Annotated in this window: 27 protein-coding genes; 17 read left to right on the plus strand and 10 right to left on the minus strand. The window is 72.6% G+C overall.

Annotation, left to right across the window (positions count from 1 at the left end; all coding sequences use genetic code 11):
• Positions 1-60 precede the first annotated feature (60 nt).
• A complete protein-coding gene (locus AB0H75_RS29050) occupies positions 61-399 on the minus strand; it encodes a DoxX family protein (protein WP_367801530.1) in 339 nt (112 codons plus the stop codon).
• Positions 400-565: 166 nt separating this feature from the next.
• On the opposite strand from AB0H75_RS29050, the gene AB0H75_RS29055 reads away from it, so the two are divergent.
• Positions 566-1480, plus strand: a complete 915-nt coding sequence (locus tag AB0H75_RS29055) for a LysR family transcriptional regulator (RefSeq protein ID WP_367801532.1) — start codon at positions 566-568, stop codon at positions 1478-1480.
• A gap of 74 nt (positions 1481-1554) precedes the next feature.
• Here the strand turns inward: AB0H75_RS29055 and AB0H75_RS29060 are convergent, their stop codons facing one another.
• A complete protein-coding gene (locus tag AB0H75_RS29060; protein ID WP_367801534.1) occupies positions 1555-2139 on the minus strand; it encodes a helix-turn-helix domain-containing protein in 585 nt (194 codons plus the stop codon).
• Between the two features lie 65 nt (positions 2140-2204).
• On the opposite strand from AB0H75_RS29060, the gene AB0H75_RS29065 reads away from it, so the two are divergent.
• Positions 2205-3050 (plus strand): alpha/beta fold hydrolase, encoded by an 846-nt coding sequence (locus AB0H75_RS29065; protein WP_367801536.1) that lies wholly within the window; start codon positions 2205-2207, stop codon positions 3048-3050.
• Positions 3051-3157: 107 nt separating this feature from the next.
• Here the strand turns inward: AB0H75_RS29065 and AB0H75_RS29070 are convergent, their stop codons facing one another.
• Complete coding sequence (locus tag AB0H75_RS29070) at positions 3158-3553, minus strand: LuxR family transcriptional regulator (protein ID WP_367801538.1); 396 nt, start codon at positions 3551-3553, stop codon at positions 3158-3160.
• A gap of 129 nt (positions 3554-3682) precedes the next feature.
• The gene (locus AB0H75_RS29075) at positions 3683-6535 is read right to left on the minus strand and encodes an AAA family ATPase (protein WP_367801540.1); all 2853 of its coding nucleotides are present in this window, start codon (positions 6533-6535) and stop codon (positions 3683-3685) included.
• A gap of 147 nt (positions 6536-6682) precedes the next feature.
• On the opposite strand from AB0H75_RS29075, the gene AB0H75_RS29080 reads away from it, so the two are divergent.
• From AB0H75_RS29080 to AB0H75_RS29115, 8 genes are all read left to right on the plus strand, one after another.
• The gene (locus tag AB0H75_RS29080; protein WP_367801542.1) at positions 6683-6892 is read left to right on the plus strand and encodes a hypothetical protein; all 210 of its coding nucleotides are present in this window, start codon (positions 6683-6685) and stop codon (positions 6890-6892) included.
• Between the two features lie 85 nt (positions 6893-6977).
• The gene (locus tag AB0H75_RS29085; protein WP_367801544.1) at positions 6978-7988 is read left to right on the plus strand and encodes an MvdC/MvdD family ATP grasp protein; all 1011 of its coding nucleotides are present in this window, start codon (positions 6978-6980) and stop codon (positions 7986-7988) included.
• On the plus strand, positions 7985-8899 hold the full coding sequence (locus AB0H75_RS29090; protein ID WP_367801546.1) for a hypothetical protein: 915 nt from the start codon (positions 7985-7987) through the stop codon (positions 8897-8899). Before AB0H75_RS29085 ends, AB0H75_RS29090 begins: the two co-directional genes overlap by 4 nt.
• Before the next feature lie 5 nt (positions 8900-8904).
• On the plus strand, positions 8905-9462 hold the full coding sequence (locus AB0H75_RS29095; protein ID WP_367801548.1) for a MauE/DoxX family redox-associated membrane protein: 558 nt from the start codon (positions 8905-8907) through the stop codon (positions 9460-9462).
• Positions 9459-10031, plus strand: a complete 573-nt coding sequence (locus AB0H75_RS29100) for a peroxiredoxin family protein (protein ID WP_367801549.1) — start codon at positions 9459-9461, stop codon at positions 10029-10031. The genes AB0H75_RS29095 and AB0H75_RS29100 overlap by 4 nt, the downstream gene beginning before the upstream one ends.
• Positions 10028-10756 carry an ABC transporter ATP-binding protein gene (locus AB0H75_RS29105; protein ID WP_367801551.1) on the plus strand — a complete coding sequence of 243 codons (729 nt, stop codon included), beginning with the start codon at positions 10028-10030 and terminating at the stop codon, positions 10754-10756. The genes AB0H75_RS29100 and AB0H75_RS29105 overlap by 4 nt, the downstream gene beginning before the upstream one ends.
• Positions 10753-12228: a hypothetical protein gene (locus tag AB0H75_RS29110; RefSeq protein ID WP_367801553.1), complete on the plus strand. Its 1476-nt coding sequence runs from the start codon at positions 10753-10755 to the stop codon at positions 12226-12228. The genes AB0H75_RS29105 and AB0H75_RS29110 overlap by 4 nt, the downstream gene beginning before the upstream one ends.
• Before the next feature lie 147 nt (positions 12229-12375).
• The gene (locus AB0H75_RS29115; RefSeq protein ID WP_367801555.1) at positions 12376-12642 is read left to right on the plus strand and encodes a DUF2795 domain-containing protein; all 267 of its coding nucleotides are present in this window, start codon (positions 12376-12378) and stop codon (positions 12640-12642) included.
• Positions 12643-12730: 88 nt separating this feature from the next.
• Here the strand turns inward: AB0H75_RS29115 and AB0H75_RS29120 are convergent, their stop codons facing one another.
• Positions 12731-14482, minus strand: coding sequence for a PQQ-binding-like beta-propeller repeat protein (locus AB0H75_RS29120; RefSeq protein WP_367801557.1), 1752 nt, complete (start codon positions 14480-14482; stop codon positions 12731-12733).
• 460 nt (positions 14483-14942) lie between these two features.
• Here AB0H75_RS29120 and AB0H75_RS29125 point away from each other — a divergent pair, with 460 nt between their 5' ends.
• The gene (locus AB0H75_RS29125; protein ID WP_367801559.1) at positions 14943-16337 is read left to right on the plus strand and encodes a DNRLRE domain-containing protein; all 1395 of its coding nucleotides are present in this window, start codon (positions 14943-14945) and stop codon (positions 16335-16337) included.
• Positions 16338-16457: 120 nt separating this feature from the next.
• Here AB0H75_RS29125 and AB0H75_RS29130 read toward each other — a convergent pair whose 3' ends face one another.
• Both AB0H75_RS29130 and AB0H75_RS29135 read right to left on the minus strand, forming a co-directional pair.
• Positions 16458-17009 (minus strand): GNAT family N-acetyltransferase, encoded by a 552-nt coding sequence (locus tag AB0H75_RS29130; protein WP_367801561.1) that lies wholly within the window; start codon positions 17007-17009, stop codon positions 16458-16460.
• On the minus strand, positions 17006-17881 hold the full coding sequence (locus AB0H75_RS29135; RefSeq protein WP_367801563.1) for a hypothetical protein: 876 nt from the start codon (positions 17879-17881) through the stop codon (positions 17006-17008). Before AB0H75_RS29135 ends, AB0H75_RS29130 begins: the two co-directional genes overlap by 4 nt.
• Positions 17882-17916: 35 nt before the next feature.
• On the opposite strand from AB0H75_RS29135, the gene AB0H75_RS29140 reads away from it, so the two are divergent.
• On the plus strand, positions 17917-18510 hold the full coding sequence (locus AB0H75_RS29140; RefSeq protein ID WP_367801564.1) for a CGNR zinc finger domain-containing protein: 594 nt from the start codon (positions 17917-17919) through the stop codon (positions 18508-18510).
• A gap of 58 nt (positions 18511-18568) precedes the next feature.
• Here AB0H75_RS29140 and AB0H75_RS29145 read toward each other — a convergent pair whose 3' ends face one another.
• The gene (locus AB0H75_RS29145) at positions 18569-18700 is read right to left on the minus strand and encodes an RICIN domain-containing protein (protein ID WP_367801566.1); all 132 of its coding nucleotides are present in this window, start codon (positions 18698-18700) and stop codon (positions 18569-18571) included.
• 156 nt (positions 18701-18856) lie between these two features.
• On the opposite strand from AB0H75_RS29145, the gene AB0H75_RS29150 reads away from it, so the two are divergent.
• Positions 18857-22546, plus strand: a complete 3690-nt coding sequence (locus tag AB0H75_RS29150) for a helix-turn-helix domain-containing protein (RefSeq protein ID WP_367801568.1) — start codon at positions 18857-18859, stop codon at positions 22544-22546.
• On the opposite strand, the gene AB0H75_RS29155 is transcribed toward AB0H75_RS29150, so the two are convergent.
• Positions 22525-22656, minus strand: coding sequence for a hypothetical protein (locus AB0H75_RS29155; RefSeq protein WP_367801570.1), 132 nt, complete (start codon positions 22654-22656; stop codon positions 22525-22527). The genes AB0H75_RS29150 and AB0H75_RS29155 overlap by 22 nt on opposite strands.
• Complete coding sequence (locus tag AB0H75_RS29160; RefSeq protein ID WP_367801572.1) at positions 22643-22960, minus strand: hypothetical protein; 318 nt, start codon at positions 22958-22960, stop codon at positions 22643-22645. Before AB0H75_RS29160 ends, AB0H75_RS29155 begins: the two co-directional genes overlap by 14 nt.
• Before the next feature lie 650 nt (positions 22961-23610).
• On the opposite strand from AB0H75_RS29160, the gene AB0H75_RS29165 reads away from it, so the two are divergent.
• From AB0H75_RS29165 to AB0H75_RS29180, 4 genes are all read left to right on the plus strand, one after another.
• Positions 23611-23886 (plus strand): hypothetical protein, encoded by a 276-nt coding sequence (locus AB0H75_RS29165; RefSeq protein WP_367801574.1) that lies wholly within the window; start codon positions 23611-23613, stop codon positions 23884-23886.
• A 97-nt stretch (positions 23887-23983) separates the two neighbouring features.
• Entirely contained in the window at positions 23984-25069 is a 1086-nt protein-coding gene (locus AB0H75_RS29170; RefSeq protein ID WP_367801576.1) for a hypothetical protein, read from the plus strand.
• Between the two features lie 133 nt (positions 25070-25202).
• On the plus strand, positions 25203-25850 hold the full coding sequence (locus AB0H75_RS29175; protein ID WP_367801578.1) for a hypothetical protein: 648 nt from the start codon (positions 25203-25205) through the stop codon (positions 25848-25850).
• Positions 25851-25894: 44 nt separating this feature from the next.
• On the plus strand, positions 25895-26731 hold the full coding sequence (locus AB0H75_RS29180) for a hypothetical protein (protein WP_367801580.1): 837 nt from the start codon (positions 25895-25897) through the stop codon (positions 26729-26731).
• Positions 26732-26783: the final 52 nt, after the last annotated feature.

Here is a 26783-nt window from a genome sequence, read left to right on the forward strand (position 1 = left end):
GCGCCGATCGCCCATTCCCGCCTGCCCCGAACAGGGATACCTTCGCGGGCCTTCTGCTGGTCAGGCCAGGGCCAGGGTGGCCACGACCGGGGCGAGGTACAACACGGGGAAGACGACCGTCCGGTACGAACGGGCCCTCAGCACCGTGACGACGGCGCCGAGGAAGTACGCCACCAGGCCGATCCCCGCCGCGACGCCGATCGCGGGCACCGCCAGGCCCGCCAGCAGGCCGGCCGCGCCCGCGGCCTTGGCCGCGCCCAGCCACGGCCACCAGGACGCGGGCACCCCGTACTCCACCAGCGGCTTGGCGACGAAGTCCGCCCGGCGCAGCAGCGAGAAGCCCGAGAAGCCGACCCAGGCGGCGGTCAGAACGGTGACGACGATGACAGTGGTGGACATCGGATCTCCTGGAGAAATGCGGAACGGGCCGCGGTGGGGCCGTCTTGTTCATCGCCCCGCGAGCAGGGCGTTCATGGCGCTACCAGGTTCGGGCCTGCCCGCGCGGCGAACAACGACGATTCCGGTCACGGATCGTTGAGCGATAGATTCACGATCGGGAGGCGGGATGGAGCTGCGGGACATCGAGATTTTCCTGACCCTGGCCGAGGAGCTGCACTTCGGCCGTACGGCGGAGCGCCTGCACGTGACGCCGTCACGGGTGAGCCAGGCGATCAAGAAGCAGGAACGCCGGGTCGGTGCCGCGCTGTTCGACCGCGACAGCCGGCACGTGGAGCTGACCCCGATCGGCCGCCGGCTGTTCGAGGACCTCCAGCCGATGTACCTCGGCATGCGCGAGGGCATCGACCGCGCCGCCCGCGCCGCCCGGGGGAAGACGCGGGTCCTGCGCATCGGCATGACCAACGCCAACCACCAGGACCTGCGGCCGCTGCTGGACGCCTTCGAGGCCCGCCATCCCGGCTGCGACCTGAACATCCGTCACGTCGGGTTCGACGATCCCTTCGGGCCGCTGCGGGCGGGGGCCGTCGATGTGCAGGTCGTCTGGCTGCCGGTCCGGGAGGCCGATCTCACCGTGGGCCCGGTCGTCTACGTCGAACCGGTGGTCCTGGCGGTCGGTGCCCGCCACCGGCTGGCGGGCCGGGCCTCGGTCTCCTACGAGGACCTGGCCGACGAGGTCGTCATGGGCGGCGCGCGGCCGGACTACTGGCGCGAGGCGCTCGTCCCCCGGCACACCCCGAGCGGACGGCCGATCCCCGTGGGGCCCGTCGCCGGCAACTCGGCGGAGATGCTTCCCCTGCTCTCCAACGGCGAGGCCGTCTCGCCCGCCCACGCCCACGCCGCCCGCTACTTCGCCCGTCCCGACGTCACCTACGTGCCCATCCACGACGCGCCGCCCGCGCGATGGGCGCTGATCTGGCGCACCGCCGTCCGGTCCGACCTCGTCCAGGACCTGGCCGCCGTCGCCGGCCGCCTCGGCCCGATCATGTCCCCCGAGCTCGAAGGCCACCCCGCCGATCCCTGACCCGGCCGGCGGGCACCGGTGGCCGCCGCGCGATCTCGGGCCCGCACCGACGGCACCACGCCGGGCCGGCTCGTTCACCCGCGCCGGCTGCCGGTCCCGTGCGGAGGCGACGGCTCGGGTGACGGCTCGGGTGACGGCTCGGCGGGGAACAGGATCGCGCTGAGGAGGTACGGCGTGCGGCCCGGCGCGGGAGTGTTGGCCAGCCGGTCGCGCAGCACCGCGACGAGGTCGGCCGTCATCGCGGTGAGCTCGTCCGCGCTGAGCCACAGGGTGCCCTGCCGGTAGGAGACCGAGTCGGCCGCCGGGTCGGCGCCGTCGCGGTCCAGGTAGGCGTTGAACTCGGCGATCAGCACGGCCATGGCCGCGGCGAACCCCCGGCGGTGGTCGTCGAGCGTCATGGCGGCGGCCGCGCCGGCGTCGATCGCGGGCCGGTCCTGACGCAGCCGGTAGCGGCGCTCGACGGCGCCGCGTACCCGCTGCTCGCCGTCCACCTCCAGGAACCCTCCCTCGGTCAGCTGCGCGACCTGGCGGTACATCGTGATCTTCGGCACCTCGGGCATGCGGGCGCACAACTGCGCGATCGTCAGCGTGCTCGCTGCGGACAGGGCGTGCACGATGCGCAGCCGCACCGGGTGCAAGAGCTGCTCGACAGGGTCCATGGCCTAACGATTTCATATGCGATACCGTTATCCAAAATGAAAACGTAATGGGCGGAGGAGGCGGCATGCGGGAGGCGTCGGGACGGGCCGTGCCGGTGAACGGCCGGTACGTCCATGTCGAGGAGTCCGGCCAGGGGCAGGACTGGGTGGTCTTCGAGGCGGGCTGCGGCTGCGGCCGGACCTGCTGGGACCCGCTGCTGCCGCCGCTGGCCGCCCAGGCGCGGCTGGTGGCCTACGATCGCGCCGGACGCGTGCGCAGCGGCGGCACCACCCAGCGGCTCGGCGTGGACGACCTGGCCGCCGACCTGATCGCGATGACCGAGGCCGTTGTCCCGGGCGCGTTCGTGCTCGTCGCGCACAGCATGGGCGGGCTGGTCGCCCGCCGCGCCGCCGAGCGCCTGGGGTCCCGGCTGCGGGGCCTGCTGCTGATCGATCCCTTACCGGAGACCTCACCGGTGTACGACACGTGGGACCGGACCACCAAGAAGGTCGACCGCGTGCTGGCCGTGACGCAGGCGCTCAGCCGCATCCCTCCCCTGGCGCGGCTGTTCAGCGGCAACGTCCGCCACCTGTTCCCCGCCGACACCTACCGGACCATGCTCGCCGAGGACTTCACCCCCGCCGGGATCTCCCAGACCCGCAGGGAGATGCAGGCGGTGGCCGCCGCCGTCCCGCAGTTCCGCGCCCGGCCGCCCCAGCTCCCGGCCTGCCCGACGATCGTGCTGTCCGCAGCCCGCGCCGCCCGCGGCCGGGAGCGCCAGAACGCCGCCATCCGCGAGCACCAGCGCCGCTACGCCCGGATCCTGCCCGATGGGCACCACGAGGACGTCGCCTCGGGGCACCTCATCCAGGCCGAGCAACCACAGCTTGTCGCCGACCGGATACACCGGCTCCTCAGCCACACCTCCTGATCACCAGGCCGCCGCACGACGACAACCCGCCTGACGCCGCAGGACCTGATGACGCGCCACCCGACCCCCGGCGTGCCTACCAGACGGCGGGTGCCCATGCGGCCGGCTCAGGCCGACGGGCCGAGCACGGCCGTCCTGGTGAGCTCGGCCTTGTTGCCCAGCCCCAGCTTGGTCCGCACCCTGCGCAGGTAGGTGTCGACGGTGTGCCTGCTGATCCCCATGCTCTGCGCGATCTGCTGCTGGGTCAGGCCGTCGGCGACGCGTTGAAGGACCTCGTTCTCCCTGCCCGACAGGTCAGGATGGCGGACGGGCGGCTGATCCGGCGCCGGCTTCCGGCGCTGGAGCGCATCGACGATGCCTTCGATCAGGCCGCCGCGCTCCCCGTCGGCGACCACGACCACGACGGGCGTGATCGCGGCGATGTCGACGCCCTGCTCCTGAAGGACGTCCATGAGTCCGCGGTGGAGGATCGGCGAGTTCGGGACGATCGCAATCATGGTCATGTCGGCACTCCAGCTCGGTGAAGGACCTGATCAGCATGCGGCACGGGGCGAGGACAGGACATCGCGGTAAACCGTGATTCCCGTGACGGCCGTATCAGGGTCCGCCGTGGTGGTCGCGAGCAGTGGTGGTCACGACCAGCCGTCGAGGGCGTTCTTCATCCCGACGCGGGAGGCGACCCCGAGCTTGGTGAAGATGTGCGACAGGTGGGACTCCACGGTGTGGATGCTGATCGACAGCCGCTGGGCGATCTGCTTGTTGCTGCAGCCCTTCCCCGCCAGGTCGGCGACGTCCATCTCCCGGGGCGAGAGCCCGAAGGGCCGTGCCCCGCCATCGGCGGGCGAGGGAGAGCGCACGCCGCTCTTGCGCTGTTTCTGGACGGTCTCGGCCAGCAGATCCTTCGAGCCACAGTGGACGAAGATCTCGGCCGCCCGGTGCAGCGCCGTGCGGGAGGGATCGGGCGCGCCGGCGGCGGCGTAGGCGGTGCCCGCGCACAACCACGCGCGTCCGGCATCGACCCGGTGTTCGGCGCGGACGAACTCCTCGGCCGCGCGCACCGCCTGCTCGGCGGAGGCGGCCGGCTCGCTCAGCAGCAGTGCGTGGGCACGGCTCAGCCGGGCGGTGGCCAGGGCGGGAAGCAGACCGCCCTGAGCGAGCCGAGTGGCGCGCTCAGCCCATAATGTGGCCTGCTCGCCTCGCTGCCGGGTCATCTCGGCGAACGCCAGCGCCTCGTAACCGGACAGGAGCGTGCTGCGGTCGAGCGCGCTCCTGGCCGACGGCGCGCACACCTGCGCCAGCGCCTGCGTGCCGGGGATGATCTGCCCGGCGTTGATCAGTGCGCGCGCCTGGGCGTAGCGCGCGACGGCCGCCCACCACTCCCCCTCGTTCTCGCACAGCCGGACCACCTCCTCGCCGTGACGCAGGGCCTCCTCGTGCTGCCCCGACCAGGAGGCCACCAGACAACGCTCCGTCAGTCCGAAGGCCAGCAACTGCACCGCGTCCAGCGATCTGCCGATCTCGGTCGCCTCGTCGGCCGCCACCTCCGCCGCCGACAGCTCGCCGAGCTGCCGGAGCGCGTGGGCCTGCCCAGCCAGCAGGTTCGGCATGATGTAGTTCTGGCCCGTCGCCCGGGCCACGGTGACGGCCTGCGAGAACCACCGCCGTGCCTGCTTCTGGCGGCCCATCATCACCTGCGTCCAGCAGAACCAGGAGAAGGCGTCGATCCACTCGGCCAGATGCTCGTCGGAGGTCTTGCCCGCCAGGCGTTCCGCGGCCTCGACGTGGAAGAGCGCCGCGTCCGTCCGCCCGGCCACATAGGCCGTCATGGGTCGCAGCGCGGCCACGGCCATGGCCATGCCCGGCTCTTCCTCCGGGGAGATCTCCGGTATGAGATCGAGGTAGCGCTGGGCCGCCCGGAGGTCGCCCCGCATGAGGTTGTCCCCGACCAGCCGCAGCCGCAGCGGCACCGTCGCGCGCAGCAGCGGATGGGGCGTGCGGTTGAGCTCCGCCATCAGCAGGTTCCGTCCTCTGGTCGGCCGGCCCAGCATCCGGTCGATCATGGCCAGGCGCCGGACCACCGCCGCCCGTCGCGCGTGGTCGGAACGCGGCAGCAGCCGAAGGGCCTCCTGCGCGGTGTTCCAGCCTTCATGGAGCTGGCCGCTGACCGCTTGCAGCCTGGCCAGCTCCATGAAGACCTCGATCCGGCCCGGCTCGTCCTCCGGTACGAGGCGCAGCACGGTCTGCAGCCAGCGCGCCGCCGTGGTGGGGGCATGCTCCTCCACCGATCGGGCGGCCTGCTTCAGCGTCTCGACCGCCCCGCGGTCACCCGGCCGGGCCGAGTGCACCAGATGGTGGGCGTGCAGCGGCGCGGGCGCGCCCACCGTGGCCAGGTAGGCGGCGATGCGGGCGTGCGCGCGGACCCGCCAGCCCGCTCCCGCCGACCCGTAGACGGCGTTCCTGATCAGTGGGTGCCGGAAGCGGAAGCGGCCCGCCGACCTTGCGGGACGGATGATGTCACGGGCGGCCAGCAGGTCCAGACTCTCGGCGACCGTTTCCTCCGGCAGAGCCGTGGCCGCTTCCAGGATCGCGGGCTCGAACTCCTCGCCCGCCACCGCCGCTCCGTAGGCGACCAGCAGCGCGTCGGGCGGCAGCGCCTCGAGTTCGAGCCTGAGCGCGGCGCGCAGGTCGGCGGGCAGCTCCGCCGGGACGGTCCCGGCCGTGGCCTGCCGCCGCAGGCCGGCCAGGACCTCCAGGTAGAGCGGGTTTCCACCGCTGGCCTCGTACAGTTCACGCAGCCGGGCGCGGCCTACCGTCTCGCCAAGGAACTCGGCCGCCTCGGCGCTGCTCATGGGGCCTACGGCGAGCCGGTGGTGATGCTCGGCGCCGTCACGGATGAGTTTGCCCAGGGAAGGAGAGATCTGCGCGGGGCGGCAGGCGATCACCATCAGCACCGCGCCGCCGGGCGGGTGGCGCATCAGGTAGCCGAGCAGCTCCGCCGACGCGTCGTCGGCCCAGTGCACGTCGTCCAGCACCAGGACCAGGCCACCGGGCGAGGCCAGCTCCTCCAGCACGCCACGCACCGCGCGGTAGAGACGGTTGCGGGTGAACGCGTTCAGACCGCCTGGCACGTCGATGACCGGCTCCGCGGCCAGAGCGGGGAAAACCGAGGCCAGAAGGGGGATCGCCGCCTGACCGAGGCGTTCGCCCAGCTCGTCGCGCAGGGTCGCCAGCCGCTCGTCGAGGGCGTCCACGATCAGGGCCAGCGGCAGATCGGACTCGAACTCCGAGGCCAATCCCCTGGCCACGCACATGCCTCTCCGGTGGGCCATGGACGTCACCACGTCCAGCAACCGCGACTTGCCGATGCCCGGCTCGCCCGTCAGGGTCAGGACCTGAAAGCTCCCGGCAAGCGCCCTCGTCAGGACGTCGTCGAGGGCCATGAGCTCGTCCCGCCTGCCTACCAGCCGCCTGACATGACCGTCCACAACCGACCTCCATCGGCGCGAGACAACGATCTGCACGATAGGGACCTTGAGGCGGATTGACCATCCAATGTGTCCCCTTTTTTCGTGACTGTCAGAAAAACGAGCCTGTCGCCACGCTTAAGACATCGCCAAACGAAAGGAACAGCGATGAAGGCTCCGTTCGGGTTGGGAATCGCCCGCATGTCCCCTGCCGAGACGACCGCCGAGCCGATCGGCGCGTACGACGACGACCAGCAGGTGTGGGTGGGCGGCGACACCGTCTTCGCCGGCTACTGCACCAAGTTCAAGGTTTGCGCGCTGGGTGCTTGCGTCACCTACAACCGGCAGCTCTGGGACACCGGTCCCATCGGCTGCTGATCCCGCCGGAGAGCTCCGGGACCCGGCCCGAGCGGCCGGCCCGGAGCTCTCCGTTCCCGTCCATCCCCACCGACCGGGGTCATCGATGCGAAGCACGCAGATACTGATCTTCACCAACACCATGGACGCGCACGCCGACGTGGTCATCAAGAAGCTGGCGGGCTGGGGACACGAGCCGGTACGCCTGAACAGCGACCATCTGCCCGACACGACGGTGATCAGCACCGCTCTGCGCGGCCGGGACTGGACGGGTGGATTCCGGCTGGCCGCCGGCCGGGTCGCCGACCTGGAGCGGGTGCGCTCGGTATGGCTGCGCCGTCCCCACCCTTACGGCGTGTCGGCCGAGCTCGGCCCGATGGAGCGCGCCTTCGCCAACGCGGAGCTGGAGCAGACCATGGGCGGCCTGCTGGCCTCACTCGACTGCTACTGGATGAGCCGCCCCGGCGACGTCAGAGCGGCGAGCTGGAAACCCGAGCAACTGCGGCGAGCCGCCGCGATGGGTTTCGAGGTACCGCGCACGCTCATCACCACGGACCCTGAGGCGGCACGCGCTTTCCACGCCGAGTGCGGCGGACGTTCGATCTTCAAGAGCATGGCGGGACCGGCCGCGCTCGCCTCCGCCGAGCCGGCCCTCGAGACAGAGCCGCCGCTGTGGCTGGAGATGCCGACGACCCTGCTGGGAGAGGCCGAGCTGGCGGCGCTCGAGGCCGTGCGGCTGGCCCCTTGCCTGTTCCAGGAGTACGTCGACAAGGACCGGGAACTGCGCGTGACCGTCATCGGGGACGAGGTCTTCGCGGCCGAGATCCTCTCGCAGGAGCGGCCGGAGACGGCGGTGGACCTGAGGCACTACGACGTGGACGTCCCCTACCGCCCGCATCGGCTGGCCGACGAGGTGGCGTCGCGTTGCCTGAAATTCGTGCACAGCTACGGGCTGACCTTCGGCGCGCTCGACCTCATCCTGACCCCTGATGGCCGCCACGTCTTCCTGGAGAACAATCCCGTCGGCCAGTTCATCCACGTCGAGGAGCGCGTACCCGAATTGCGCATGACCGACGCGCTGGCGAGTCGCCTGATCGACGCGGGAGGGCCGTCGTGAACGCGCCCGAGGACGGGGGACAGGAGGTGATCGCGGCGCTGACCGAGCTGGAACGCGCGCGCGGCGGCCGGGCTGTCGCGCTGCTGGCCGACCGGCTCGACGCCACGCACGCCTACGTCCTGTACGAGTGCCTGCGCCGTCGCGAACGCGCGAAGCGCCTGGACCTCGTCCTGCTCACCAGCGGCGGCGATGTGGACGCCACCCGCCGCATCGCGCTGCTGCTGCACGAGCACACCGACAGGCTGGCCCTGCTCGTCCCCGACCACGCCGAGTCCGCGGGCACCCTGCTGTGTCTGGCCGCCGACGAACTGGTGCTGGGCCCGATGGCCCAGCTGGGGCCGATCGACCCGCACATCTCCGCCGTGGGTGAGCACGCCGCGGGCCCTGGGCGGATCTCCGCCGAGGACGTCAGGGCCCTGCCCCGGATGGCGCAGGAGTGGTTCGGCCTGGACGAGCGAGCCGACCGGATCCAGGTCTTCGCGGCCGCCAGCCAGCGCCTCTTCCCCACGACGCTGTCCGCCTTCTACCGCGCCGACAGCAACATCCGCCGAGCCGGCCGCGAGCTCATCGCCCGCCAGCGGCCCGACCTCGCTGAGCAGGATCGCGCCCGCATCGTCGACACGCTGGTCTCCGGCTACGACAGCCACGGCCACGCCATCACCCGCGCCGAGGCGGCCCGTCTGGGACTGCGGGTGGCGAAGCCGGACCCGGACGAGGAAGACCTGATGTGGCGCTGCACGGAGCCGCTGCGTTCCTGGCACACGCGCAGCGACGAGCGCGGCGGCCTGCTCGGCCTGGTGGCCGACGCCGGCGGCTTCCTCGCCCGGCGGCTCCTCACCATGCCCGCTGCCGATCAGCCGCCCCGTCCGTACTGGGAGTTCCACCACACTGGAGGCGAACACGCATGCTGACTCCCTTGCCCGAGCACGCGTTGATGTTCTTCCGTCTGACTCTGGCCCTGGTCTTCGCCCTGGCGGCCGCGGCGAAGGCGCGCGATCTGCCCGCCTTTACGAAGGCCACCGCCGAGTTGTCCGGCCTGCCCGCACGCGCGGCCCGGCCCGCCGCCGTCGCGGCGGTGGCCGCGGAAGGCGGGGCCGCCATCCTGACGGCGGCCGGTGGGACGGCGCTGAGATGGGGCCTGTCGCTGGCCGCGGCGCTCCTGTTGCTGTTCTCGACCCGGCTCTGGCTGGCGTTGCGGAGCGGGCGGCGGGTCTCGTGCAACTGCTTCGGCCGCAGTACCCGACCCATCTCCCGGCTCGACCTCGTCCGCAACGCGGGACTGATCGGCTGCGCCTGCGCGGGGCTGCTCCTGCAGACCCTGACGCCGGCCCCGGGCCCCGTCTCGGCCGACGCGCTCGCGCTCGTCGCGGCGATGGCCGCGCTGTTCGCCACCGTCTGGGGGAGCCTGCCGGACGTGGCCCTCATCCTCCGCCCGGCACGGCAACCGGGCACCGCGAAGGGAAGCCCGGCATGACAACGACGACGATGTTCGCCCTCACCTGGGCCGCCCTGCTGGGCCTGGCGGCGTTGACCCTGCGCATGGCGGCCAAGCTCAGGTTCGCCCTCGACCCCTTCCGCCACCAGCCGGACGACCTCACGCTGCCGGATGGCGCCGCCGCGCCGCCGTTCTCCGCGGTCACGCTCGACGGAACGGTGCTGGACAGCGACGACTACGCCGATCGCGCCCTCACCCTCGTCTTCGTCTCCCACCACTGTCCGAGCTGCCGGGAGCACCTCCCCCACATGGGAGCACTGTGGCGGCTGGCCGGGTCGGCGGGCAGCGAGCTGGTGATGGTGGTCTTCGACGAGGAGTCCGGCAGCCGCGACGAGGCCGAGCGCCTGGTCGCCGAGCACTCCGTGCCGGCCGCCACCGTGCTGGCCGCGGCGGGTCACCCGTTGCGCGAGCTCTACAACCCGCGCCAGGCGACCCCGCTGTACTGCCACGTGGAGTCCGGTGTGGTGCGCGGCGGCGGCCCGCTCGGCTCGCAGGGCTGGCAGGAGCTCGTACGCGGCTGGCAGGCGAGCGCGGTGGGCGCCCGATGAGCGCGGCCTGGGAGTGCGAGGGCGCCGTGAAACGCTACGCGGAGCGCAAGGCCCTGGACGGCGCGACCTTCCGCTGCGGGTACGGGCAGGTCACCGCGCTCCTGGGACACAACGGCGCCGGCAAGTCCACGCTGTTCCGGGCGGCCGCCGGCCTGGTCCGGCTGGACGCGGGAACCATGCTGGTCGGTGGCCATCCGCCTGGCAGCACCCGAGCCCAGCAGGCGACCTCGTACATGCCGGAACAGCCCGACCTGTATCCAGGTGTATCCGTCTGGGAGCACGTCACCTTCATCGCGCTGGCCTACCGCCTGTCCCGATGGGAGCCGCGCGCCCGCCACCTGCTGGAGCGCTTCGAGCTCGGCGACCGGCGGGACGCGTTGCCGCACGAGCTCTCGCAAGGGCTGCGGCGAAGGCTCGCCCTCGTCATGGCGCTGCTCCACGGGGCCGAGGTGCTGCTGCTCGACGAGCCGTTCAACGGCCTGGACCCGCACAGCGCCGTGCGGCTGCGCACCACGCTGAGCGAGCTGGCCGCGGACGGGGCGGCCGTCGTGGTGGCCACCCACATCCTGCACGACGCGCAACGCCTCGCCGATCAGGTCATCGTGCTCGAATGCGGGCGGGTGAAGGCCGGCGGCGACCTCCCCAGCCTCGCGCGGGAGGCGGGACTGTCGCGTCGGGCCGGCATGGAGGAGATCTATCTCGCGTTGACGTCGGAGTCCCGGTGAAGGCGCTCGCGGCTGCCGGCCGTGCCCTCGGCTATCTCTCCCTCGCCGCCTGGCTACGCCGGTTGCGGGAGCTGCGTCCCTGGCGAGTGCTGCTGCTGCTCGCGGGGGCGGCGCTGGTGGCTCTGCTCCAGCTGCAGCTTCGGGTGCTCGCGCTCGCGCCACCCGACCAGGACGGCGTGGCCGCGAGGGTGACCGCCGTCGCGCCGCTCGTCCTGCCCCTGCTGTTGCTCACGGCGACGCGCCGTTCCCCGTTGCGGCTCGCCACCGCCGACGCCTCATGGCTGTTGACCGCGCCCGGAGGCGGCCGTGCCGTGCTGGCCCGGCACCTGCTCGCCGGGCCGGCCCGTTTCTCGCTGATGGTCCTGGCCGCCGGGCTGCTGTCCTGCTGGGGAGCAGGGCTCGACCCGGCACTGGCCTGGCAGCCGGCCGCGGCCTGCGCCGTACTGCTCCTGCTCCTCAGGCTGGCCACGTGCGCGCGGCATCTGCTCGCGCTGGGGCCCGCCGCGACGCTCCGGTGCACGCGCGCCGTGGGGACCGTCTGGGGGATGGCGATGCTCGCCTCCTATCTCTCGGGATCGCCCGCGGCAGCGTGGGTGCGGCTCGCGCCGCTCGCGCAGGGGCTGATGGGCGTGGTGTTCGAGCCGGCGGCGGGCGCGGCGTCGCCGCTGCTGGCCGCTCTGGCGTCGCTGGTGCTCGCGGCGGGATTGCTGGTGGCCGTGGCAGGCGGGTATCAGGAGCCCGCCGACTCGGCGGCGCGAGAGGCGGCCGGAGCGCGGGAGGTGCTGCGCCACTCCGCCAGCGGCCAGGAGCTGGGAGCCGAGAGGTTCCGTTCCGGAGTGGCCTCGCTGGGACACCGGCCGGCGTTCGCCGCCGAACGGGCCGTCTTCTACCGGGCGCTGGCACAGGAGCGGCGGGCGATCGCCGACCGGCTGGCGATGCCCGCGGTATTGCTCGCGGTGGTGGCGGGCTTGCTGGTGGCGGTCCCCGGATACGGGTGGGTGCCGCTGCTTCTCGCCGTACCGCACCTGCTGGGCGAGCACCTCGTGGGCGGCCTGGCCGTGGAGCACGACCACGACTTCGTGCCCCTGACAGGGATGCGGAGAGAGCGGGTTCTGCTCTGGGCCAATGCCGTCCCCGTAGTACGCACGGCGGCGGTCCTGGAGGCCCTGTGGCTGCCACAGATCCTGTCGCCGGCGGTCACGGTGGATCTGTGGTGGACCGGGGTGTTGCTGGCTCCCGTCGCGGCCGTGCTCATCGCCGGGGCGAGCGACCTGGCCGGAGCGCTCGTCGCTCCGATGGCCGCCAGATTCATGCTCGCGCTGGGGCTGTGCGCGCTCGGCTGGGTGCCCTGCGTCGCTCTGGTGGCCGCGCAGGCGCCGGTCGCCGCGATGGGGAGCCTGTCGCTGGTGACCGCAGCGGTCTGCGGCGGCGCGGGGTGGTTGGAGAGGTGTCAGCGGGGAGCCGGGTGGTAGGTGGTGAGGGCTTTCGGAGGCGCCGTTTCGGTTCCCGCTGCGGGCACGGGCCGCGCGGAAGGGACATCGGGTGGCTACGAGGAAGGCGACGGGGTAGTGACTCGCCCGATACCTGTGACAGAGGGACAGTGAGAAAGGGGCATGGACATGACTGAGGGCATGACGGGACGCGAGCCGGGCTCCCCCGAGGGCATGAGCGCACGGGAAGTGGATCAGCGCAGCGATCTGGCGCGGTGGGTCAGCGGGGTGCACGCCTTCCCCGCCGATCGGGCGGCGTTGCTGGAGCGCGCGCGGTCCCAGTCGGCGCCGGAGGGGGTGCTGTCCGCCCTCCGCTCCCTGCCGGACCGGACTTTCGACAACCTCGAGGACATCGCGCAGGAGCTCGGCATCGGCGGTCACGGGCAGCACGACTGACCGGCGGCGCCGCTCAGGTGACGCCAGGGCCCGCCCGCCGTCCGCCGTGAGCCCGGTCCGCCGTGAGCCCGGTCCGCCGTGAGCCCGGTCAGGCCAGGCCGGTGACCGTCGTGCCGCCGGCGACCACGATCGCGCCCGGGGCGCGCAGCGGCGGCGTTCCCCCCGGGACCGGGATACGGGTGGTCTCGCCGGATTCCCACGGGGTGCTCGTGACCGTCAGGACGTCGTCCAACCAGACGGTCACGAGCAGGGCGTCGTCCAGGGCCATCACATACTCCGGCCCGGCCCCCTCCGCCCACGGCAGGGTCATCACCTTGGACGGGCCCGCGAACGGTTCGTAGCGGAAGGTGCCGGAAGCGAGGTCGGTGGTCACGCGGCCGGTGGCGGTCAGCGCGAGTTGCAGACCTTCGAAGTGCGGCTCTGGCAGGGGGCGCCCCGTCGTCCCTGACAGCAGCGTGAGCGTGGACGGCGTGCTCACGGTGACCAGTGCGGCGTCGTCCGAGGGCCGCGCGCCGACCCCGCCGGGCGCGAAGCTCGCCGCCTGCTCGTGACGCCACGACTCCTCGCCGGTCGCCGGGTCCAGGCCCAGGACGGTGACGCTCATCGTCCGGCGTTCGCGCAGGCGCTCCCAGCGCTGTACGTCCGCGCCGCACGTCAGCAGCATGGCGACCGCGTCGCGCAGCCCTAGTTGATCGGCGAGGACGCAGCCCTTGGGCACGTCGTGGACCCAGCGCGCCGCGCCCGTCGTCAGGTCCCAGCCGGTCAGCCGGCCCGCGCCGGTCCGCGTGACCAGGGCCCGCGAGTACAGCACGGCGTGCCCGGCGAACCCCGCCGGCCGCTCGGACTCGGACAGGACCGTGCCGGTGCGCGCCTCCAGCAGGACCACCCGCTCCCCGCCAGGCGAGCCGAACGCGACCAGCACCGCGCCCGCGTCGGCGGCGCCCACCAGGCGGACGGCCCGGGCGTGTGACCTGCGGTAGTGCCAGCGCTCCTTGCCGGTCGCGGTGTCCAGGGCGATCACTCCGTCCGCCACCCGCACCGCCACGCCGGCTCCCGCGGGGACGGCGTCCCGCACGGGGCTCGGCGCCTGCCAGCGCCAGGCGATCCTGGTGACGCTCCTCGGAACCTCGGCGGCCCCGGCCGTCGCAGGGGGTGCCGTGGTCGCGTCCACGGGCAGGGACGTGACCGCGAGCAACGTCCCCGCCAGAACCACCGCCCCCACCACGGCACCGGCACCCGCGACCAGCAGGTTCCGCGCCGCCGGAGCCACGTGCGCCGGCCCGCCCGCCGCCGCCAGGGCCGCTTCTTCCCACGCGCCTGCCAGCGCGTGCCCGCTCCCCGCCTCCGGCTCGAAGCCGGGTGTGGGGGCGGGGTGGGCCGCCGGTGCGACGCCGGGCGTGGGGGCGGGGTGGGCCGTCGATGCGGTGCCGGGCGTGGGCTCGGAGTGGGCCGGTGCGACGCCGGGCGTAGGGGCGGGGTGAGCCGCCGGTGCGACGCCGGGCGCGGGCTCGGGGCACGCCGCCGGTGTGGTGCCGGGCGTGGGGCGTGGGGGTGGGAGGGCCACCAGTGCCAGCGCGAGTGCCACCACCGACGAGCCCGCCGCGAACGCGGTCACGCCCGTGCCGGGGACCCCGCCGGCCAGCCCCGCCGCCGCCTGCCACCATCCGTGGCCGGCCGAGACCGCCAGCACCAGCGCCGCCGCCCAGGCCCCCGTCCGGCGCAGGACCGCCGCCGGCATCAGCACCGTGCCCACGACGAGCGCCACCACGGCCGCGGCGGACGGCCACGCGAGCGCCGTCCGATCCAGGCAGCCCCACCACGCCGTGCCCAGGCCCGCCACGGACAGCCCCGCTCCGAACCAACCCCGACGCCAACCCCGGTGCCAACCTCGACGCCAATCCCGACGCGCTTTCATCAGCTCTCCTCCCCTCCCCTTCCGGCTCCTCCGGCCCCCGCCCGTCCGGCCGCACGCTAGTGGAGCCGCGTGGAAGATCCGTTGAGGTTCTGTTGACAGGCGCCCCCGTCCGCGCGCTGGACGGCCGGCCGGCCCGTACGCGCCGCCGGTCGAGTTGTCAAAGGAGCGTAACTAGAGGGTAAATAGTGAGTTATGCCACACTGCTGAGGATTCAAGCCATTCGCCCACATCCGCAGTGATATCTCTGTGATCTCGCCTGATCCTGTACGGGGCGTCGAGCAGGATCCGGGCCGAGGAAAGCGGGGAAACGGGGGAACGAGCGAGTGCCCACTCGCGGATCGATCGCGCCTCCATTCCTCCCCAAAACACCACGAATGGGAGTTGCATGCGATTCTCCGCATCCGTCGGACGGCTGGCACTCGGACTGACCACCGTCGCCGCGCTCACCGCAGCCACCAGCTTCGAGGCCGTCGCGGCCGTGGCGCCGAGCCCGGAGGCGGCCGCGTCCGCCCAGGCCGCGAAGACCGGCAAGGCCGTGGCCGTGCCGAGCCTGACCGACGAGACCAGCACCACCGTCGCCAACCCCGACGGCAGCTTCACCGCCACCATCACCTCCGGCCCGTCCAACGTCCGGATGCCGGACGGCACCTGGAAGGCCGCCGACCCCACGCTCGAGGCCCAGGGCGCGGTGCTCAAGCCGCGCGTCTCCGAGGTCGACGTCGAGGTCTCGGCCGGCGGCGAGGGCCCGCTGGCCAAGCTCGTCGACGCCGGCGGCCGCGTGTTCGCGCCCCGGTGGCCCACGCCCCTGCCCAAGCCGTCGGTCAAGGGCAACGTCGCCACCTTCGCCAACGCGGCCGGCCAGGGGGCCGACCTCGTGGTGACCGTGCTGCCGACCGGATTCCGTTACGACGTCGTGCTGCGCGAGAAGCCCGCCGGGCCGCTGGAGCTGCGCATTCCCGTGGACACCCAGGGCGTGGACCTCCGGGCCGCCGCCGACGGGGGCCTGGAGCTGCGCAGCGCCGACGGCAAGGTGGCCGCCGCCGCGGCGCAGCCGCTCATGTACGACTCCAGCGGGCGCGGCAAGCCGCGCGGTGGCGCGGTCTCCAAAGTCACCGGCACGGTCGAGACGCAGAACGGCACCAAGGTCCTGGTCCTCAAGCCGGACGCCTCCTACCTGGCCGACCCCGCCCGCGCCTACCCCGTGACCGTCTCTCCGGCGATCACCCTGCCCGGCGTCGTCACCGACACCGACGTGGCCACCTCCTGGGCCTCCCACCCGGGCGATGCCATGATCATCGCCGGCACCATGCCGTGGGAGAACGGCGAGGGCGGCGACATCATGCGCAGCCTGGTCAAGTTCGACACCCGGAAGATCACCGGCAAGCGCGTCATCCTGGCCGGCCTCGGCATGTGGAACCTGGAGACCAACGCCTGCGGGATCGCGGTCGGCTCCGGCCTCACCGCCGAGCGCGTCACCAGCCCCTGGGACGAGACCGACCTCAACTGGGACAACAAGCCCACCACCACCCGCCAGGGCGCCAGCACCACCCGCATCGGCCGTGGCCGCACGTGGACCGAGCCCTGCGCCTCGGGCGCCGGTTACCTGGCATGGCCGGTGACCGACATCGCCAAGGCGTGGGCCGGTGGCGCCCCGAACTACGGCATCCAGCTGCGCGGCGCGGACGAGACCGAGAAGACCAACTGGCGCGCGTTCGCCGCCTCGGAGAACACCGACGCGGGCGTGAAGCCGCCGACCCTCACGGTCGTCTACTGGCGCTGACGCCTCCGCTGACCTCCCGCCCTTCCAGGCGCCGCCGCCCGCTCATCAGGCGGGCGGCGGCGTCCGGCGGGAACCTTCCCACGTTCGCCGCCGAGCCCCGGAACCCGACCGAACGTGGGGTCAAGAAGCCCCGTCCCCGCGCCGGCGGCCGTTCCCGGGCCCCTCGATCCCGAACACGGCGATGTCGGCCTCCGGCCCGGTCATCCGCCGCCAGCCGAGCCGCTCGTAGAGCCGGACAGCACCGGTGGCCTGCGGGGAGGTCAGCAGCCAGCAGGTCTCGGCCCCTTCGCACAGCAGGTCGAGGATCCGGCCCGCGAGGCCCTGCCCCCGTGCGTGCGGGCCGACCGCCAGCTCGTCCACCTCCAGAGCCCCCACCAGAAGCGTCTCCACCGCATCGCCCAGCGCGGCCCGGACCCGGCCGTAAGCCCGCCCGCAGGGGAAGGGACTCTCGGTACGCCACGCCGTGCCGAACCCGGCGGGCCGGCCCCCCTCACCGGCCACCACCGCCACGAACCCCGGTCGCCGGACGTCAACCGCGAGCCGCTCGGCGAAGGCGTCGGCGCCCCGCCCGTCCTCGTTCCACGGCGGCTCCGCGAACGCGCTCCGGTAGACCTGCACCAGCTCGCCGGCGCGCGCGAGCGTTTCCCGCCCGGTCAGCCGTTCCAGCTTCACGCGGCGACCTTGACCCGGCCGATGCCCAAGGTGCTGATCATGGGCAGCATCCCCGACTCGAACACCGCGCCCAGCAGCGGCCGGTTCAGCTCGGCCAGCCGCTCGGCCCCCGCCTCGCCGAGCGCCTGCCACGGCCGGGCCGCCAGCTCGTCGGTGAGCCGCTCCACCCGCTCACGCAGAGCGTGCCCGGCGGGGGTGGCCGTGCCGTCGGCGTCGAGGAGCCCGCGCCCGGCGAGCCGTTCCCGCGCCGCCGCCCACTCCTCGGCGCTCCACCCCCGCCCGGCGAAGTTCTCCTCCGGCGCCGCCCCGACGGCGGCGAAGGAGACCAGCGCCTCGCAGGCGTCGAGGCCGGCGGCGTGCAGCGCGGTCAGGTGCCCGTCGCCGCGGTGCTCGCGCAGCACCGTGTACGCCTGCCACAGGGCCAGGTGCGGCTCGTCCGGCCAGGGGAGGTCGAGGTTGGCCGCGGCCAGCGGCCGGTGGGCGAGATCGACGCTCTCGGCCGCCCTGATCGCGAGCCGGGCCGCCTCCTCCAGCCCCTCAGCCCCGAGGGCTCCGGGGGCCCCGAGGGCGCGAAGGGTGCGGTCCACGGCCCGCAGCCGAGCGTCGAGCACCTGCCGCGGCGTCGCCACCGACCAGATGGCGGGCACGTGCTCGGCGATCATCGCCGGGCTGAAGCTGTAGTACGCGGCCGCCACCAGCCCCGGCCCGGCCGGGCCCAGCGGCGCGGTGCGCCAGGCGAAGTAGCTGGGCCATCGCGACCCGGCGTCGTAGCCGAGCGCCGCGGCCTCCTCGAACGCCTGGGGGCTGAAGTAGAGCGTCGCGTGCACCGGCTCGATCTGGTGCCACATCTGCCGTGCCAGAAATCCGGACATCGTTCCCACCATCACTGTCTCTATACACTGAGACAGTGACGATAGATCCGTGGCGCATCACTGGTCAACCACAAATAGACAGTTATGTCGACAGGTGGGTCGAGCGCGCGGCGCATCTCGTCAACGCCCTGACCGTCACCGCCGCGCACGGCCGGGCCGTCACCCCGCCCGCCTCCGGCGGCGAACGCCTGGCCGCGATCGACGCCTGCCTGGCCGCGCCGTCCCGGCTCACCCCGGCCGACGCCGATCATCTGGCGGAGGTCGCCGCGGAGCTGCGGGACGTCTTCGGCGCCGCCGGCCGGCTGCACGCCGCCGCGGCCCGGCTCAACGACGTGCTGATCCGCCACCGCGCCGTCCCCAACCTGCACGGCGACCCGCCCGTGCTCGCCTTCCACGCGCCCGACGCGACGCTCGCCGGGGCATGGGTCGCGGACATGGCCACGGCTCTCGCCATGGTCGTCGGCGTGGGCCAGGGGGCCCGCCTCGGCCTCTGCCAGGCCGGCAACTGCTCGCGGGTGTTCTTCGACACGACCCGCAACGCCTCACGCCGCTTCTGCGACCTGTCCTGCCAGAACCGCGCCAAGGCCAGCGCCTACCGCGCCAGGCGGGCGGCCCGCGCCCCCTCGTGAGGCCGGGTGGTGGAGCGGCCGCCGGGCGAGGGCGGCCGCCGTCGCCGGGAACGGCTCCTCACCGCCGCCACGCCTGCTCGGCAGCGATCCCGCAGGGCCACTGGATCGCGGCCCGGCCCTTGCGCCCGGCGCCCTGCCCGATGGCCAGGCACATGCCGGTCGCGCCGTTGACGTAGGCCCTGCCGGGCACGCCGGCGGCGGCCCGTCGGCCGGATGGGCCCGGGACCGCTTGTTCGCCGGGGGCTCGTGGCACCAGGATCATGTGGCGGCGGCATGGTTCGGCGTCCCTGGTCAGGCAGCCGAACAATGCCTCGCCCGACCGGCCGTCCAGGAAGGGAGCTCCGTCATGGCGGGCCGTCGCGAAAGCCCCGTGGACCCCGCGGCCGGGCCGGTCCAGAGCTTCGCCTCCGCGTTGCGCAAGCTCCGCAGGGAGGCGGGCGGCCTCACCTACCGGGTCATGGCTGAGCGCGCCGGTTACTCGGTGACCACGCTGTCGCAGGCGGCGGCGGGCGAGCGCCTGCCGTCGCTGCCCGTCGTCCTGGCCTTCGTACGGGCGTGCGGCGGGGACGCGGCCGAATGGGAGCGCCGCTGGCGCCGGACCGCCGACGCGTTGGCCGGGGAGCGGGCGGCCGAGGAGGAGGCGACGGCCGGGCCGTACCTGGGGCTGGCCTCCTACGACACCGGCGACGCCGCCCGGTTCTTCGGCCGGGAGCGCCTGGTGGAGGAGTTACGCGAGCTGCTGGGGCGGCACCGGTTCGTCGCGGTGTTCGGGCCGTCGGGCAGCGGGAAGTCGTCCCTGCTGCGCGCCGGGCTCGCGGCCGGGGCCGGCTCGTACCTGATCCTCACCCCCGGCGAGCACCCGGCGCTGCCGGCCGACCGGCCCGGCCCGGGCGAGGACGACCTGCTGGTGGTGGTCGACCAGTTCGAGGAGCTCTTCACCCTCTGCCGCGACCCGGCCGAGCGCGCCCGCTTCATCGACCTGCTGCTCAGCGCCCGGGCGCCGGACAGCGGGCGGCGCGTGGTCATCGGGGTCCGCGCCGACTTCTACGGCCGCTGCGCCGAGCACCACGCGCTGGTCGCGGCGCTGCGCGAGGCCAACGTGCTGGTGGGGCCGATGCGGCCGGAGGAGCTGCGGGAGGCGATCGTGCGGCCGGCCATGGCCGAGGGCCTGACGGTCGAGCGGGCGCTGACGGCCGCCGTCCTCGCCGACGTCGCCGAGGAGCCCGGGGGGCTGCCGCTGATGTCGCACGCGCTGCGGGAGGTGTGGCTGCGCCGCAAGGGCAAGATGCTGACCCTGGACGCCTACCGGAGCGTGGGCGGGGTCCACGGGGCTCTCAGCCGGACCGCCGAGGAGCTGTTCGCCGGGCTGTCGCCGGAGCAGGCGCGGATCGCCCGGCGGATCCTGCTCCGGCTGATCAGCCCGGGCGAGCGGTCCCAGGACACCCGCCGCCCGGCCCCGCGGGCGGAGCTGGACCCGTACGGGGACCCCGACACGGCGCTGGTCGTCGAGCGGCTGGCCGCGGCCCGGCTGCTCACGCTGCACCAGGACAGCGTGCGGCTGGCACACGAGGCGTTGATCGAGTCGTGGCCGCGGCTGCGCGGCTGGGTGGACGAGGGGCGCGAGCGGCTGCGGACCCATCGGCAGCTCACCGAGGCGGCCCAGGCGTGGCAGGCGCACGGCCGCGACACCGGGCTGCTGTACCGGGGCACCCGGCTGGCCGTGGTGAACCAGCTCTTCCCCGAAGCGGGCGACCACGACGACCTCACGCCTCTGGAACGCGGCTTCGTCGGGGCGAGCGCGGCGCGAGCCCGGCGCTCCGCCCACCGGCGGGTGGCCGTCGCGGCCGTTCTGGTGGTGCTGCTGGTCGCCTCCCTGGCCGCGGCGGGCGTCGCCGTCCGGCAGGCCGGCCTCGCCGACGGCCGCCTGCGGGAGGCGGCGGCCCGGCTGGCCGCCAGGCGCGCGGCCGCGCTGCGGCTGAGCGATCCGGGCCTGGCCCGCCGGCTGAGCGCCGCGGCCTGGAGGATCGCCCCGGTCGTCGAGGCCAGGAGCGAGCTGATCGACTCGATGGCGCTGCCCCTGGTGGACGTCTTCACCGCCCCCCACGGCCCGTCCGGCGACCCGTCCGACCTGGTGCACGCGCTCAGCGTGGACGGCACCAGGCTGGCCGTCCTCACCGCCGGGGCGGCGTCCGGGCCGGCGGTCCTGCGCGTGCTCGACCTGGCCACCGGGAAGGAGATCGCCACGACGACGTGGCGGGGGCGGGAGGTGTACGGCCTGGTCTGGAGCCCGGACGGCCGCACCCTGGCGGTCTACGACGAGGGCGACACCCGGTTCTGGGCCGTCGGCGGCGGCGGGCTGAGGGATCTCGGGGTGAGGATCCCCCGGCTCACCCCGGTGGAGTTCAGCCCGGACGGGCGCCGGCTCATCGGGATCCGCGACGATTCGAACGAGGTCTGGAACGTCGCCGACGGCACCCGCGCGCTCGACCGGCCGGTGGTCGCCATCAGCCCCGACGGCAGGCTGGCCCTGGCCGTGCCGCCGCAGGAGATGTTGCCTGCGCCGCCGTCCTCGGAGCCGTCCGCGGGCTCGGCGTGGGGGCCGGAGCTGTGGGACCTCCAGCGCCGCAGGCGGCTCCGGGCCCCCTGGCTGATCGGGAGGAGCGTCACGGACGCGGTGTTCAGCCCGGACGGGAAACGCCTGGCCCTCGCCACCGGCGACGACGTCCGGCTGTTCGACCCCTCCTCCGGCAAGGAGGTCCCGTTCTCGTCGCCGGCGGCGGCCGGGCATCTGGAGTTCAGCCCCGACGGCCGGTTCCTGGCCGGGACGCGGGCCGAGGGCGGGGTGACCCTGTGGCGGGCGGACGACGGCAGCGAGCTGATGAGCTCCCCGCTTCCCGTGGCGACCGTGGCGCCCGAGGCCCGCTTCACGCCGGACGCCCGGCTCCTGCGGGTCATGGGCCAGTACGGCACGGTGCTCGTCCTGGACGTCTCGCCCTACACGCACCCGGTGGTGCTCGCGCCGGGAACCGACAAGCGGGTGCTCAGCCCCGACGGCCGCTTCCTGGTGACGGCCCGGCGCAGGAAGGGCAGGTCTGAACTACGCATCTGGGACGTCGCGGCGCGCCGCCCCGTGAGCGGCCCGCTCCCCGTGGACGACCGCCTCGAAGCAGGGCTCGGGGAGACGGAGTACGTCCCCGCGTTCAGCCCCGACGGGCGCACCCTGGCGCTGTCCCACTCCCGCTCCCCCACGGTGACCTTGTGGGACACCGCGACCGGTCGCGGCATCGGCGCGTTCCGCGCCCACGAGCCGGGGACCTCCGGGATCATGTGGCTCACGTTCTCCCCCGACGGCGGAACCGTGGTGTTCGTCCCGCTCGACCCGCGTCCGGGTGACGGCGTGGAGAACAGGGGCCTGGAGGTGTGGGACGCGCGGGCCCGGAGATGGCTCCGCACCGTCGCCGGCACGGGATCAGGGCGCCTGTTCTTCGAGCCGGACGGGCGCCGGCTGCTGGCCGACACGACCGGGCGGGGCCGCGTCTCGATCGACACGGCCGGCGGGGAGGTGCGCCGGTTGCCGTCCGACGCGCGCGCCCAGGGCGAGATCCTCTTCATCGAGGACATGGCCGCGGTCGGCGACGTCGACGGGCGGCTGACGTTCTGGGACAGGGAGCTGAGCAGGCCGCTCACCCCGCCGCAGAACGCGCACCCGGCGCCGATCAACGTCCTCGTCCCCTACCCGCGGGGCCGGCTGCTGGCCACCGTCGCCGGTCGCGGCGAGTCGGGCATCCGGCTCTGGGACTGGCGCGGCAACCAGCCGGTCGCCGCGCCGATCAGCTTCGACGACGAGTCCGTGCCGGCCGTGGCGTTCAGCCGGACGAGCCTGGTCGTCTCCACGGCCGACGGGACCCTGCGTGAGATCACCGTGGACGCCGACACCGCCGGCGCCGCGATCTGCCGCGGGGACGGGGGGCTGTCCCCGGCCGAGTGGCGCGAACAGCTCCCCGAACTCCCCTATCAGGACACCTGCCGGGACTGAGCGTGGAGCTGGGCGCGCATCGCCTCGGCCGCGGGCCTGCTGCCGTCCAGGGACAGTTTGATCTCGACGGTGACCGGCTCGCCGTGGGAGAAGGACTCACGGCTCGACAATTGCACGCTCAGCCCGGACCGGCTGGGGGCGGGCGGGGGTGAACCGCCAGGTGGACACCGACCAGAACAGATCCGCGTCGCCCTCCGTCGCCTTCGGGTCCTCCCTGTACTCCTGCTGGTAGTTCGTGAACGACCTGTCGCCGTAGCCGTTGCACGGGTCCAGCGGTGACGGAGGGACGGTCTCGTCCTTCTGCCAGGAGTGGGCCAGGTTGAGGGCGTGGCCGATCTCGTGGATGTAGGTGAACAGCTCGTCGCGCTTGCCGAGCGTGCCTGCCGCCTTCATGACGTTGTAGAAGGTGGCCACGCCCTGCCGCTGGACGCTGTCCGGATGCGGCCACCTCGCCGCGCGGAGAGGCCCGTACGACGGACGCCATGCACCCTTGCGAGGCCGGTCACAGCGGCTGTCAGGTCGGCCGGTCCCGGGTCCTGGTTCCGGAGGACCTGAATCATGCCGCCGAATGGGCCCTAACGCGAAGGAGAAACTTCAATCCTCGATTTAGGCGGCCCACGCGAAAGAGGACACGGTGAACACCTCCCTCCGTATGCTCCTTTAAACGCTTTCTTTTAACACGTCTTGCGCGGAAATCGGCGGCGGATTATCTTTTTCTCGTCCGGCTCAGATCATCGGGCCGGCGGCGGAGGTCGGGGTGACACGCGAGAATGCGGACGGGGTCCTGGGCCTCACATACGCAGTGAGATCGGGAGGCCATGCGGGGCAGGGGGAAGGAGCAGGAGCGAATACGTTTCCGGGGGATCGGGGTCGCCTTCGGCCGGTCGATCGGTTATTCATGTCTGGCCGCGGCCCTCTGGGTTTCAGGGTGTAGCGGCGAAGACCCCACCGACCATCTGAGCAGGGCCGGCCTGGCCGAGGAGCTTCAAAGGAATCCAGGCGTCCCGTTCGCGCTGCCGCGCACGCTGCCTCCCGGATACAGGATCACCTCAGCCGAGTCGGTCGTGAAGGACCTGCGAGGAGGCGGGCGCGTCACCGTCCGCCAGATTCACTTTCAATCCGCCGCCACAGCAGGCGGGAACTCCCTCGTCGACGTGTGCATGGAGGAGCCGGAAAAACCGGACCAGTGCGGCCGGCCCAACAGCGACGTCAGCTTCACGAGGGAGCTGAAGGACGCCCGCGTGGTTGTCAATCTGTACGCCGCGGGGCCGCAGGACGCGACTTCCTGGCGCGTCGCGGATTTCACGACGGAGTTGTCCGAAGCGACGTGGCTGAAGTAGCCACGGAAATACCTCGCGCCTCTTCGCCCCGCTCCGTCGTTCCACCGAAGGTCTTGCCGTAATTCCACGGCGATAACCCGATGAAAGGATTGTTCGCATGCGCAGGACTCGAACATTATTGGCGGCTCTCTTCCTGGGCGCGGCCACGGTCGGGGCGGGAGCCGGGGCGCCTGCCGCGACCGCGCGGGCGCTGGCCGGCCCGCAGGGGGGCAAGGGGCCGCTCCTCGGGGAGATCAGCTTCGACAGCAGCCAGATCAAGACGATGGTCCGGGCCTCGCGGGAGAAGGACCGCAAGGCGCGCGTTCGCGGCCTCTCCCAGGCCGAGGTGGACAGCCGCCAGTCGAGGCGCGGCAAGTTCATCAGCGAAACCGCGGCCGCGACGGGGAAGACCTACGCACCCTCAGAGGTCGACCTGCTCGAACTGGGCCCGGGCCTCCGGATGTACGCTCCTCACGACGTCGAGATCAAGAAGATCGACATCAAGGCATACAAGGACGGTTACGAGGCATACGTCGAGGACTCGCCTTACGTACCCGCCGACGAGCGGGAACTCCTTGCGGAAGGGGACGTCTCCGTGGCAGCGGAACCCTATCCCCTCAGGACCGCCTCCGGGAATTTCCGGCTGGAGGTCGAGGACAAGACCCTCATGAACGCCACCTGGGAGCGGTGGGTGGTCAAGAACGACGGCAACGGCAACTACAACTACTACGCGACCAAGCGGCGCGGCTACGTGGAGCCGATAGACTCCTGGACGTCCCAGATCCAGTCGATGTACATGTCCAGCTATCCGGGATCGGGTTATTCGAGTGTCTTCCTCTGGAACGACGAGAACGTTCCCGGCGGAAGCTACGAGAACTGCGGCTCGGGATACAACCTCGGGGTGTCGGCCGGGCCCGTCGCCGTGTTCAGCATCACCATTCCCGGAAGCTGCACCTACGTGAACGTCACACATCCCGACCCGGGCCGTTACGCCATGTCCTACGAGCCGGACGGCAGCGCCCAGTCCGACACCGGAGCCGCCGAGTACGGGCAGTCCGTCGTCGTTCCCCAGGGCGCGGAGGTCCGATGGGGATACACCCAGCAATTGGTGTCGTACACGCCAGGCGCCGGAAACACGATCTGTAAGTCCTCAGGCCAACCGGCCGACGGCGGGGGCGGGTCCAAGAGCTGCCCTTGGAAATAGTGGTGGCGTCGCCGCCTGGCCCTGGGCAGGACGCTTCCGGCGAGGAAATGCCTTTCCCGATGGGTTGACGGGGATGACAAGACCAGTCGGATGACAGATTTGGCTCATCCGCCCGTGAGCCATCATTTCTGGCATGACCAACGGAAACGCTCGGCGAGCGATGATAACGGGGGCGGTGTTCGCGGCGGCCCTCGGGGTCACGAGCCCGGGCAGCGCCTCCACGCAGGCCGCCGACTTCGACAACATGTATCCCACCGAGCACACGTCCTGGGTGTGCAGGGATCAGAAATTCAGCATCAACGCGAAGTTCTGCCAGACCGACAACAGCACGCTCACGGTCTGGCGGCAGGACTCCATCAGCATCAAGCAGGGCCGCCAGAACATCGCCGCGGTGTTGAAAACCGAGTTTCACGAAGGAACCGACCTGACGGTCAAGTTCGTCAGGAAACCCGTCTACGCGGGCAGCAAGGAGACGGACGTCATCTACCAGAAGGCCAAGGACCCGAAGAAGGAGCTCCCGGGCCTGCAGGCTCTGACCTGGTGCAACGACGCCGTCAACGACACCAGGTGCGACCAGCACTACGTCCGCTTCCATACCGCCTGGCCGTCCAAGACCCTGGTCTGCCACGAGACCGGCCACGCGGTCGGCCTCACCCACGGCTCCAACGCCTCCCCCCGGGTGAAGATCGATGACTACCGCCTGGCGTGCATGAGGTACCCCTTCACGGCGGGGGCGTACCTCGGTGCGCACAACGTCAAGATGATCAACAAGACGTACTGAGCGGGGGACCGTCGATGAGAGCAAGAACGAAAGCCGTCGCCGGCGTGCTCGCGCTCGCGGCACTGGCCGGATTGGGCGGCGCCGCGTACGCCGCGACGGGCAGCACGAACTCGGGGGCCAACTCGGGGGGCGCGACCGCCGCCGTGGACGACGACGACAGACTGCCCAGCATGGTGGTCGGAGAGGGGCTGGAACGGCTTCCGTTCCGCACGGCACGTGACTGGGTGGGGTACGCCGACGTCATCGTGGTCGCCAACGTGGTTTCCGACCGTGAGGGAACCGCGTCGGACGAGGAGATCGCCGCCGGAGAAGGTTACATTCCGCGTACCGCCCAGCTGAGCGTCACCGAGACACTGTGGTCGACTTCGGGCCCCTGGGTGCCGACTCCACCCACGCACCTCAGCCTCGGTGTGGCCGGGTGGGCCTTCCACGGTGAACAGCGAGCCGAGTTCGTCGTCGGAGACGCGCCCCGGGTCGAGGTCGGTCACACGTACATCATCCCGCTCGCCCGCGACGCGGACGGCGGATGGGCCCCGCTCGCTCCTCAGGCCATCCTGCCCTACGACCGGAAACGCATCGGAACCGGCGAGGCCAAGGGCATCGACCCCGACGATCTGACCGCGCTGTCCGCCGCCGTGCGGGGAAAGAGCGGCGCCGAGCTGAGCCAGGCCCTCGACCTCACCAGCCCCGAAGCGATCGTCGCCAAGTACCACGACCTCGCCCCGGACGCCCGGTTCAACGAGGTCGTCCAGGAACTCGACGCGAGCGCGCCGCCTCCCTCCGAGGACACCGCCGATCACGGGCCCGACGAGCCGCAGGACGACCCGTGGAACGGCGCCGAGGACGACGTCGAAGAAGACCCGACCGAGCCGATGGACTGAATCTCCGGCTCGGTGCGAGTCCCGCCAGGTGGAGCCGGTGGCCTTGCGGAGC

The organism is Nonomuraea sp. NPDC050783 (genome assembly GCF_040802095.1).
In the GTDB taxonomy this organism is placed as follows: Bacteria; Actinomycetota; Actinomycetes; order Streptosporangiales; family Streptosporangiaceae; genus Nonomuraea.

Excerpts from the sequence above, each read along its gene's own strand:
- AB0H75_RS29050 (WP_367801530.1), bottom strand. The coding sequence starts at position 399 with ATGTCCACCACTGTCATCGTCGTCACCGTTCTGACCGCCGCCTGGGTC.
- AB0H75_RS29055 (WP_367801532.1), top strand. The coding sequence starts at position 566 with ATGGAGCTGCGGGACATCGAGATTTTCCTGACCCTGGCCGAGGAGCTG.
- AB0H75_RS29060 (WP_367801534.1), bottom strand. The coding sequence starts at position 2,139 with ATGGACCCTGTCGAGCAGCTCTTGCACCCGGTGCGGCTGCGCATCGTG.
- AB0H75_RS29065 (WP_367801536.1), top strand. The coding sequence starts at position 2,205 with ATGCGGGAGGCGTCGGGACGGGCCGTGCCGGTGAACGGCCGGTACGTC.
- AB0H75_RS29070 (WP_367801538.1), bottom strand. The coding sequence starts at position 3,553 with ATGACCATGATTGCGATCGTCCCGAACTCGCCGATCCTCCACCGCGGA.
- AB0H75_RS29080 (WP_367801542.1), top strand. The coding sequence starts at position 6,683 with ATGAAGGCTCCGTTCGGGTTGGGAATCGCCCGCATGTCCCCTGCCGAG.
- AB0H75_RS29085 (WP_367801544.1), top strand. The coding sequence starts at position 6,978 with ATGCGAAGCACGCAGATACTGATCTTCACCAACACCATGGACGCGCAC.
- AB0H75_RS29100 (WP_367801549.1), top strand. The coding sequence starts at position 9,459 with ATGACAACGACGACGATGTTCGCCCTCACCTGGGCCGCCCTGCTGGGC.
- AB0H75_RS29105 (WP_367801551.1), top strand. The coding sequence starts at position 10,028 with ATGAGCGCGGCCTGGGAGTGCGAGGGCGCCGTGAAACGCTACGCGGAG.
- AB0H75_RS29115 (WP_367801555.1), top strand. The coding sequence starts at position 12,376 with ATGACTGAGGGCATGACGGGACGCGAGCCGGGCTCCCCCGAGGGCATG.
- AB0H75_RS29125 (WP_367801559.1), top strand. The coding sequence starts at position 14,943 with ATGCGATTCTCCGCATCCGTCGGACGGCTGGCACTCGGACTGACCACC.
- AB0H75_RS29135 (WP_367801563.1), bottom strand. The coding sequence starts at position 17,881 with ATGTCCGGATTTCTGGCACGGCAGATGTGGCACCAGATCGAGCCGGTG.
- AB0H75_RS29150 (WP_367801568.1), top strand. The coding sequence starts at position 18,857 with ATGGCGGGCCGTCGCGAAAGCCCCGTGGACCCCGCGGCCGGGCCGGTC.
- AB0H75_RS29170 (WP_367801576.1), top strand. The coding sequence starts at position 23,984 with ATGCGCAGGACTCGAACATTATTGGCGGCTCTCTTCCTGGGCGCGGCC.
- AB0H75_RS29175 (WP_367801578.1), top strand. The coding sequence starts at position 25,203 with ATGACCAACGGAAACGCTCGGCGAGCGATGATAACGGGGGCGGTGTTC.